The 8,269-nt window shown below is 72.2% G+C and carries 9 protein-coding genes and 1 pseudogene; 7 read left to right on the top strand and 3 right to left on the bottom strand.

All coding sequences use genetic code 11. From position 1 onward, the window contains the following. Both LCD33_RS27880 and LCD33_RS27875 read left to right on the top strand, forming a co-directional pair. A pseudogene (locus LCD33_RS27880) lies at positions 1 to 207 on the top strand (hypothetical protein); the annotation flags it as partial. A gap of 339 nt (positions 208 to 546) precedes the next feature. Next, positions 547 to 1,476 (top strand): DUF5996 family protein, encoded by a 930-nt coding sequence (locus LCD33_RS27875; RefSeq protein ID WP_224978461.1) that lies wholly within the window; start codon positions 547 to 549, stop codon positions 1,474 to 1,476. A gap of 25 nt (positions 1,477 to 1,501) precedes the next feature. On the opposite strand, the gene LCD33_RS27870 is transcribed toward LCD33_RS27875, so the two are convergent. Next, positions 1,502 to 2,176: a TetR/AcrR family transcriptional regulator C-terminal domain-containing protein gene (locus tag LCD33_RS27870; protein ID WP_224978460.1), complete on the bottom strand. Its 675-nt coding sequence runs from the start codon at positions 2,174 to 2,176 to the stop codon at positions 1,502 to 1,504. 96 nt (positions 2,177 to 2,272) lie between these two features. On the opposite strand from LCD33_RS27870, the gene LCD33_RS27865 reads away from it, so the two are divergent. From LCD33_RS27865 to LCD33_RS27855, 3 genes are all read left to right on the top strand, one after another. Then, positions 2,273 to 2,590, top strand: a complete 318-nt coding sequence (locus LCD33_RS27865) for an SCP2 sterol-binding domain-containing protein (protein ID WP_224958982.1) — start codon at positions 2,273 to 2,275, stop codon at positions 2,588 to 2,590. Then, positions 2,587 to 3,111: a VOC family protein gene (locus LCD33_RS27860; RefSeq protein WP_224966915.1), complete on the top strand. Its 525-nt coding sequence runs from the start codon at positions 2,587 to 2,589 to the stop codon at positions 3,109 to 3,111. The genes LCD33_RS27865 and LCD33_RS27860 overlap by 4 nt, the downstream gene beginning before the upstream one ends. A gap of 116 nt (positions 3,112 to 3,227) precedes the next feature. Next, positions 3,228 to 3,746, top strand: coding sequence for a carboxymuconolactone decarboxylase family protein (locus LCD33_RS27855; protein ID WP_224958978.1), 519 nt, complete (start codon positions 3,228 to 3,230; stop codon positions 3,744 to 3,746). 46 nt (positions 3,747 to 3,792) lie between these two features. Here LCD33_RS27855 and LCD33_RS27850 read toward each other — a convergent pair whose 3' ends face one another. Further along, a complete protein-coding gene (locus LCD33_RS27850) occupies positions 3,793 to 4,833 on the bottom strand; it encodes an iron-siderophore ABC transporter substrate-binding protein (RefSeq protein WP_224966913.1) in 1,041 nt (346 codons plus the stop codon). Positions 4,834 to 4,939: 106 nt separating this feature from the next. Next, on the bottom strand, positions 4,940 to 5,875 hold the full coding sequence (locus tag LCD33_RS27845) for a YihY/virulence factor BrkB family protein (RefSeq protein WP_224966912.1): 936 nt from the start codon (positions 5,873 to 5,875) through the stop codon (positions 4,940 to 4,942). Between the two features lie 182 nt (positions 5,876 to 6,057). Here LCD33_RS27845 and LCD33_RS27840 point away from each other — a divergent pair, with 182 nt between their 5' ends. Continuing rightward, a complete protein-coding gene (locus LCD33_RS27840; RefSeq protein ID WP_224978459.1) occupies positions 6,058 to 6,840 on the top strand; it encodes an EI24 domain-containing protein in 783 nt (260 codons plus the stop codon). Next, entirely contained in the window at positions 6,837 to 8,150 is a 1,314-nt protein-coding gene (locus tag LCD33_RS27835) for a M20 family metallopeptidase (protein ID WP_224978458.1), read from the top strand. The genes LCD33_RS27840 and LCD33_RS27835 overlap by 4 nt, the downstream gene beginning before the upstream one ends. The last annotated feature ends 119 nt before the right edge of the window (positions 8,151 to 8,269 follow it).

Below are 8,269 nucleotides of genomic sequence, written 5' to 3'. Positions count from 1 at the left end.
GGGGAGGCGCGGCGGGTCGTGCACATCGCGATGTCCACAGTGGAGGGTGACTGGTCGGCGCTCTGCGGGGTGCGGCTGCCCGCCGCGGACGCCGAGCAGATCTCCGACCTGCTCGGGATGCCGTGCATGGCCTGCACCCGGGTGCTCGCGGCCCGGTCCCAGGTGACGATCGGCGCCGACCCGCCGGTCGTGCTCGAAGCGGGGTAGCCCCGCTCGACCGAAGATCCGGTTCGCCGCCACGCCTCGCTCCGGCGGTGGACCGAGCCCCGCCGGGCCGCTCCCGCTTCCCCGACCGCGAGCGCCCGGCGGGGCACCCGCATCCGCGTCCACGACCTCCCCCGGGTGGGCGCGGATGTTCCCGGGCGGTGCCGTGCCCCGAGCCGCCCGGCCGGGTCTTCCCCCGCGACCGCCTCCGGACCGCGGGGGAAGGCGTGCGGGGAAGGGGCGTTGGTCCCGTTCTGACCTGCGATTTCGGTGTCCTTCGGCTGCTGCGTTCACCCTGCTCGCCCGCCAGCATGGGGACGGGCGAGACCGGGGGAGGAAGCGATGACGGGACTGCGGGAGACCGCTGCCTGGCCCGCGCTGCGGGTCGACGAATGGACGGACACGCGCGACACGCTGCACCTGTGGACGCAGGTCGTCGGCAAGGTGCGGCTCGCGCTGGCGCCGATGGTCAACCACTGGTGGCAGTCCGCGCTGTACGTCTCCGCGCGCGGCCTCACCACCTCGGCCGTGCCGCACGGCGGAGCGCTGTTCGACGCCGAGTTCGACTTCTGCGCGCAGGTGCTGCGGATCCGCACCGCCGACGACGAACGGCTCGTCCCGCTCGAACCGAAGTCGGTGGCCGCGTTCCACGGCGAGGTGATGGGGGCGCTCGACGAACTCGGGCTGCACACCAGCATCCACGCGGCGCCGAACGAGGTGCGGCGGGCCATCCCGTTCCAGCGGGACACCGAGCACGCCGCGTACGACCCGGCCAGCGCACACCTGTGGTGGCGCCAGCTGGTCGCCGCGCACCGCGTGTTCCAGGAGTTCCGCGCCGAATTCCTCGGCAAGGCCAGCCCGGTGCACTACTTCTGGGGCGCGATGGACCTCGCCGTCACCCGGTTCTCCGGCAGGCCCGCGCCGCCGCACCCCGGCGGGGCGCCGAACTGCCCGGACGAGGTGATGGTGGAGGGCTATTCGCGCGAGCTCAGCAGCTGCGGGTTCTGGCCCGGGGGTGACGGCGAAGGGCTGTTCTACTCCTACGCCTACCCGGAACCGACCGGGTTCCCAGGCCATCCGGTCCCGCCCGACGCGGCGGGCTACCGAGCCGACCTCGGCGAATTCGTGCTCGACTACGCCGACGTGCGGACCGCGTCCGATCCGGACGGCACCTTGCTCGCGTTCCTGCGCGGCAGCTACGCGGCCGCCGCCCGCGCGGGCGACTGGGACCGGCCCCTCCTGGAAGCGCCACCCCGCGCCCGCCAGGGGTGAACGGCCGGGCCGTGCCTCTGGAGCGTCAGCCGGGGAGGGTGCGTTCGATGGCGGTGAGGACGAGGTCCAGGCCGTACTCGAACTCCGCCTCGTGGTCGCAGACCGCGAGGTGCGGGGCGATCGCGGTCAGCGACGGCAGCTCCGCGGCCTCCAGGGTCCGCCTGCGCCGCCCGCTCGCCGCCGGATCGGTGCCGAACGACGGCGACGCCTCGACCTCGCGCAGCAGGGTGCCGACGAGGAAGCCGAGCGCGGCGCGCAACGCGTGCACCGCCTGCTCCGGCGGACAGCCCGCGTCCAGCAGCGGCGCGACGGCCGCCGCCAGCGGAGCCAGCCCGGCCGAGGAGCCGATCTGCCGGGTCAGCACCGTCGGCGCGGCCTTCGGGTGCGCCAGCATCGCGGCGCGGAAACCGCGCGCCACGCCCTCCATCCGCTCCCGCGGGGTCCCGTCGGCGGGCGGCGCGGGGATGCCGGCGAGCAGCGACTCCGCGATGCCGTCCAGCACGTCGTCCTTGTCGGCGACGTGGTTGTAGAGGCTCATCGGGTCGACGCGCAGTCGCTGGGCGATCTTGCGCATGCTGATCTGGTCGAGGCCCTCCTCGTCGACGAGGGCCAGCGCCGCCTCGATGACGCGATCGCGGGACAGCGTCGCGCTGCCGCGGGGCGGTCTGCCGCGGCGACCCTTCGGTGCGGGCGTGGTCACGGGCTCAGTGTGCCCCACCCTTGTCGATATCTACAGCGTAGGTATAAGGTCACCGCCGAAAGCCTACGGCGTAGGTAAACGATCCGAGGAGGGATGATGTCGACGCTCGACGTCATCAACAAGCTGCCCGCCGCCTTCGACCGCGAAGCCGCCGACGGGATCGAAGGCACCATCCAGCTCAACATCTCGACCCCCGTGCACGTGACCGTCGCCGACGGCGAACTCCGCGTCACCGAAGGCACCGCCGACGATCCCGACGCCACGCTCACCAGCTCCGACGAGGACCTGCTGGCGATCCTGCGCGGCGAAGCCGACGGCGTCGCCTCCTTCCTCGCCGGCAAGCTCCAGGTCGAAGGGGACCTGCAGCTCGCCAAGGAGTTCCCCGGCCTGCTCGACCCGGCCGCGCTCGCATGAGCCGGTTGTTCGGCGAGATCGCGCAGAACGGCTACGTCGTGCGCGACCTCGACACCGCCATCGCGAACTGGGTCGAGGTGCTGGAAGTCGGACCCTGGTTCTACTTCGAAGGCCTGCGCTTCGAGGACTTCCGCTACCGCGGCGAACCGTCCGAAGCGCGCGTCGACCTCGCGCTCGCCAACTCCGGCGACCTGCAGATCGAACTGATCCAGCCCGCCGACGACTCCCCGTCCATGTACCGGGACTTCCTCGCCGCCGGGAACGAAGGGCTCCAGCACGTCTGCTACTGGACCACCGAGTACCAGCAGCTCTACGACACCGCCCTCGCCCGCGGCTACACCGTCGGGCAGGAAGGCGCGGTCGGCGGCGCCCAAGGCCGCTTCGCCTACCTGGAAACCGGATTCCACCCCGGCACCGTCGTCGAGATCTCCGACGTCAGCGGCCCCAAGCGGTCGGTGTTCGACTTCATCCGCAAGACCGCCGCCGAGTGGGACGGCAGCAAGCCGATCCGCCGGATGTGAACCACCCGGCGCTCCCCGAGCGCCGAGGGCTCGCCGTTCGGACGCGCACGGGCGCACCCGCGCCGCACCCGTCGCGTCCGAGCGGGCACGGGCACCACCCCGACCAGGAGGACACCGTGAGCATCCCGCTGCCCGCCGACGACGAACTCTCCGACAAGAACCGCAGGCTGCTGCGCGGACTCCCGGACGCCAACATCTTCCGGATGGTCGCCAACGCGCCGAACAGCCTCAAGCCGTTCCTGGACCTGGCCGGCTCGCTGCTCATGCAGTCCGAGTTCGACAAGCGCGCCAGGGAGATCGCCATCCTGCGCATCGCGACCATCACCGGATCGCACTACGAGTGGGCGCAGCACGTCCGCATCGCCAAGCTCGTCGGCGTCACCGACGACGAGATCGAACGCGTCGGGGTCGACGGCCCGGTCAGCGGCTTCGACGAGAGCACCCGGCTCGTCATCGACGCCGCCGAGGACCTCACCCGCAACGTCCGCCTGGACGACCGGCTGCTCGAAGCGCTGCTCGCCGAGCACGGCACGCGGCGCACCACCGAGTTCATCCTGTGCTGCAGCTACTTCAACATGGTCAGCAGGTTCCTGGAGTCCACCCGGGTCCCGCTGGAAGCAGCGCCGCTGATCTGAGCGCGACCGCCCCGTTCGCCGCGTCGTCGAACGGGGCGCCGCGCCGTCACGCCTTCGCCAGCGCCTCGTCGATCTTCGGCACCAGGTTGTCCAAGGTGAACGGGATGCTCGACACCGTCGCCGAACCCAGCGCCATCGTCAGGTCGTAGTCGTCGAGCACCACCAGCGCGCCGCGCTTGGCCGCGGGCAGGTTGTTCAGCAGCGGATCCGCGCGCACCGCCGCCACGTCCGTCGGCTTCGCCGTGGTGACGATGACGACGTCGGCGTCCAGCAGCGACACCTGCTCCTTGCTGACCTTCACGTTGAACTTGCCGCCGCTGTCCATGCCCTCGATGGACGGGGCGAGCTTCAAGCCCAGCTGCTCCAGCAGCGCGGTCCGCGCGTCCTGCTTCGTGTAGGCCGCGTAGTTGCCCGCCGAATCGGTGCGCACCGTGACGTGCGTGCGGCCCTCGAACTTCGGGTTGTCCGCGCGGACCTGCTCGATGCGGGCCTGGGTCTCGGCGATCAGCCGGTTCGCCGCGTCCTCCTCGCCCAGCGCGCGGCCGATCGTCTCGGCCTGCAGGCGCCAGTCCACGCCGTAGTCGATGGTGCCCGGCGGCTGCGCCACCACCGGCTTGAACGCGTTCAACCGGTTGAACTGGTCCTGCGTCAACGCGCTCTGCACGCCGAGGACCACGTCCGGCATCAGCGCGATCACCGCTTCGACGTCCACGTCGCTGCCCAGCTGCTTCGGCTTCGCCTGCCCCAGCATCGGCTCCACCCACGGGCCCACCCCGGACTCCCACGGGCCCCAGGCGGTGAGCCCGACCGGCACCACGCCCAACGGCAGCAGCACGTCGTGATCGGTGATGCCCAGCGAGACGACCTTGCCCGGAGCCGCGGGGATCTCGGCGGTGCCGAACTTGTTCGGGATCCGCACCGGGAAACCGGGGCCCGCCGCCTGGCCCGACGGCGCGGGCGAACCACCCGCGCAGGCCGCCAGACCTGCGGCGAGCAGGCCGGTCGCGCCGGCCAGGAAACCGCGCCTGCCCAGGCGGGTCCCGCCGAAGGGCTCGACCCGCGGGTGTGTTCGGTCAGCAGAGGTCATCGCGCATCCTTCATCCGGATCAGTCAAGCGAGGCTAACCTAACAAAGCCGCGCCCGGCTGTGGTGTGACTTCGGACGACCGCTCCGCGAGACCCGTCACCCGGCGATCACTCCGAACCGACCAGCTCCCGGCGCAACCGGGCGGTGCGGCGCGACGGCTGCACGCTGTCCAGCTCCGCGTTCACCGTGCCACCGAGCAGCACCGCGAACGCCGTCACGTACAGCCACAGCAGCACGCCCATCGGCGCGGCCAGCGCACCGTAGACGGGGGAGTGCTCGATCGTCACGTCCAGGTAGATCCGCAGCGCCAGGCTGCCCCCGAGCCACACCAGCAGCGCCAGCGCCGCCCCCGGCAGGTGCTCCAGCCACGGCGCCCGCAGCGGCAGCGACAACGAGTACAACGTGCACAGCGAGGCGATCGACCCGATCACGATCACCGGCCAGTACAGCGCGTACACCACCACCGACGCCTGCGGGAACCAGTCCGCGATCACCGACGGGCCCACCGCCAGCAGCGGCAGCAGCACGATCCCGCCGAACAGCGCCACCGTGTACAGCAGCACCGACATCAACCGCTGCCGCACCACGTTCCGCTGGCCGGCCAGGCCGTACACCACCGAGATCGTGTCGATGAAGACGTTCAGCGCCGCCGAACCCGACCACAGCGCCAGCACGAAACCGATCGAGATCACCCCGGCCCGCCCCGAGCTGAGCACCTCGTCCAGCACCGGCTGCAGCAGCTCGTCGATCGCCTGCGGGGACAGCACCGTCGCCGCCCCGGACACCAACGCGTTCCGGACCGCGGTGATCGTCTCCCCGCCGAGCACGCCCGCCAGGTAGCCGAGCGTGCCGACCAGGCCCAGCAGCACCGGTGGCATCGAGATCAGCGTGAAGAACGCCGCCTCCCCGGCCAGCCCGGTCAGCCGGTGCCGCGCGCTGGCGCCGATGGTCTTCTTCGTGAGCCGCCACAGGCCGCGCAGCTGCCGGTTGCGCGGCTGCCCGTGCCAGATCCGGTCCACGAGCGTCCGCTGCGGTGTCAGCACGATCCAGTTCCCCTTTCCGGCGCCGCGTTCGAGAACGCGGGGTCGTGCACGCTGCGACTCGTCCGCCGCGGCTCGCGTTGCGGGAGAGTGGGCCAGATCACGGGAGTGCGGTCCTGATCCGGGCCTCGGCGGTGGAACCGGGCCCGATACCGTGCGGCGAGATCCACTTCCCCTGGAGCGGCATGAAGAACCTCCTCGCCGGAGCCCGCGCGCTGGGCACCGGATTCGGCCTGATCGTGCGGTCCCCGCGGCTGCTGCTGATCGGCGCGATCCCCGCACTGCTGAGCGCGGTGCTGCTGCTCGGATCGCTCGGCGCGCTGCTGTACTTCAGCTCGGACCTGGTGACCGCGCTGACCCCGTTCGCCGACGGCTGGACCGACTGGCTGCGCCAGGCGTTCCGCGTGGTGCTGGGCGTGGCGCTGGTCGGTGCGGCCGCGCTGCTCGGCTCGATCTCGTTCATCGCGCTGACCCTGCTGATCGGCGGACCGTTCTACGAGCACATCGCCGAACAGGCCGAACAGCGGCTCGGGCTCGACACCGCCGACGACGGCGCCGGGTTCGCCCGGCAGCTCGGCCGCGGGGTGCGGGACGCGGTGAAGCTGGTGCTGGTGGCGCTGGCCGGCGCGGTCGTGCTGTTCGCGCTGGGCTTCGTGCCGGTGCTCGGGCAGACGGTGGTGCCGGTGCTGGGAGCCGTGTTCGGCGCCTGGGTGGTGGCGCTGGAGATGGTCGGCCTGGTGTTCGCGCGCCGCGGCCTCACCGTGCGGGACCGGCACCGCTCGCTGGCGGCGAACAAGGCGAGCACGCTCGGCTTCGGGCTGCCGACCTACCTGCTGTGCCTGGTGCCGGTGCTGCAACTCGTGATCATCATCGCCGCCGTCGTCGCCGCCACGCTGCTGGCGCACCGGCAGCTCGACGGCACCGAGGGCACCGGGACGTCCCCCGAGCGACCTACAGTGCGGGAATGACGCAACCCACCACTCCCGACGACTCGTACCTGAAGTCCGTCGCCGCGGCGACCGAGCGGGCCGTGGCCACCGCGGCACCGATCCGCTCCGAGCACGACGGCGCGCCCGCCGCGGTGCGCGACCGGGCCGAGCGGTGGCTCGACGAGCACGCCGCGGACCTGCTGGGACTCAGCCACGACCTGCACGAGCACCCGGAGGAGGGCTTCGCCGAGCACCGCTCGGTCGCCGCCGTCGCCGACCTGCTGCGCGCGCAGGGCTTCGACGCGCGGGTCGGGGTGGGCGAGCTGCCGACCGCGCTGCTGGCGAGCACCGGCAGCGGCGGCCCGCACGTGGCGGTGCTCGCCGAGTACGACGCGCTGCCCGGGGTGGGGCACGCCTGCGGGCACAACATCATCTGCTCGGCCGGCGTCGGCGGGTTCCTCGGCGCCGCCACCGCGGTCGGCGAGGTCGGCGGCAGGCTCAGCCTCGTCGGCACGCCCGCCGAGGAAGGCGGCGGCGGCAAGGAGATCCTGGCCCGCGCCGGGATCTTCGACGACGTGGACGCGGTGGTGATGCTGCACCCGTTCTCGCACGACGTGGCCACCCACCCGTTCCTCGGCCGCCGCCAGGTCGACGTGACCTTCCACGGCATCGCCGCGCACGCCTCGGCGCAGCCGTTCATGGGCCGCAACGCGCTCGACGCGGTGGTGGCGACCTACCAGGGCGTGGCGGCGCTGCGCCAGCACATGCCCTCCGGCGACCGGGTGCACGGCATCATCACCGACGGCGGGCAGCGGCCCAACGTGGTGCCGGAGCGCGCCGCCGCCCAGTTCTACGTGCGTTCCGCCGACCCCGACTCGCTGCGCGACCTCGCCGACCGCATCGACCGGATCGCGCGCGGTGCCGCCGAGATGACCGGCTGCGGCGTGGAACTCGTCTGGGACCGGCAGTACCCGTACCTGCCGATCCGGCACAACGACGCGCTCGCCGCCCGCTGGGCCGAGCACCAGGCCAGGCGTGGCCGCACCTCGCTGCCCCGCGGCGTGGTGCCCGAGTACCTCACCGGCTCCACCGACCTCGGCAACCTCAGCTACCGGATGCCCGCCATCCACCCGATGATCGGGCTCGACGACGCCGGGCTGTCGCTGCACACCGCCGGATTCGCCACCGCCGCCCGGTCCGAGGCCGGGGACCGGGCCGTGCTGGACGGCGCGACCGGCCTCGCCCTCACCGCCCTCGACTACCTGGCCGACGAACGGCTGCGCGCCGCCGTGCACGCCGAGTTCGAGCAGGCCGGCGGAGCACTGGACGTGCCTTCTTTCTTCGATTGATCGGCTCGTTTTGCTTTGCGGGTGGGGTGGCGGAACCTCAGCTGTTCCCACCCAGCGGGGTCATTTTAACCCGTTGGGTGGGCACCAGGGGAAAAACGGTGCAACCGAGGGGAAAGCAG

The organism is Saccharopolyspora sp. 7B (assembly GCF_020177435.1).
In the GTDB taxonomy this organism is placed as follows: domain Bacteria; phylum Actinomycetota; class Actinomycetes; order Mycobacteriales; family Pseudonocardiaceae; genus Saccharopolyspora_C; species Saccharopolyspora_C gregorii.
This window is presented reverse-complemented; position numbering and strand designations above follow the sequence as displayed.